This window comes from Streptomyces sp. MBT53 (genome assembly GCF_016654115.1).
GTDB lineage: Bacteria > Actinomycetota > Actinomycetes > Streptomycetales > Streptomycetaceae > Streptomyces.
This window is the reverse complement of sequence record NZ_JAEQAZ010000483.1, coordinates 1-676: the sequence shown is the minus strand read 5'-3', so window position 1 is coordinate 676 and position 676 is coordinate 1. Positions and strand designations below refer to the sequence as shown.

Sequence of the window (676 nt, the reverse complement as noted above, 5' to 3'; positions counted from 1 at the left end):
ACCACTCGCGCCCACCGATTACCGCCGCGCCCGAAGGGGCCGTAGCACCGTCCACGGAACGGGTGCCGCACGGCGAGGAGTAGCCGCCGGCCCGCCCACCCCACGCGGAAACCTCCGCGCCACACCCGCCCCCTATGTCGAATTTGTCTGATTAGCGCGTATCGTCGCCGCATGCCCACGCCATACGGATCCCGCGGCGGCATGGCGTTCGGTGCGGAGGAGCTGCGTGTGCTCCGTCGCGCCCTCGCCCTCGCCCTCCAGCCCCGAACCGCCTCCGCCGAGGACGTCAAGGACTGTCTACGGCTCGCCGAATCCCTCGACGAAGCGGTACGCGAGGGGGTCCGGCTGCGCGCCTTCCTGGTCGCCGACCTCGCCCGGTACCGCGCCGCCCTGCCCGGCACCACCGCCGGCTATCTCACGCTCCTGGAGGAGGCGCTCGGCGCCGGGTACCGCCCGGACGTCGACGACCTCTCCGCGCTGCGTGCGCTGCGCGGGAACCCGGCCGCCGCAGCCCTCCTCGACCGCTGCCTCACGCTCGCCGAACAGGACGTACGGGCGCGCCTGGCCCGCCGTACGACCGCCCGGCCCGCACCGACCGTCCCCGCCTCCCGCACCCGCCTCCTGGCGCTCCCTGGAGGCCGCTCGGGCGGCCTTTCGGGGACGGTCGGTGCGGGCC

The 676-nt window shown here is 75.0% G+C and carries 1 protein-coding gene; it reads left to right on the top strand.

Translation table 11 applies throughout. From position 1 onward, the window contains the following. Positions 1–201: 201 nt before the first annotated feature. Positions 202–676 (top strand): hypothetical protein (locus tag JHN45_RS52370; RefSeq protein WP_201056563.1); only part of this gene is annotated, 475 nt, incomplete at its 3' end.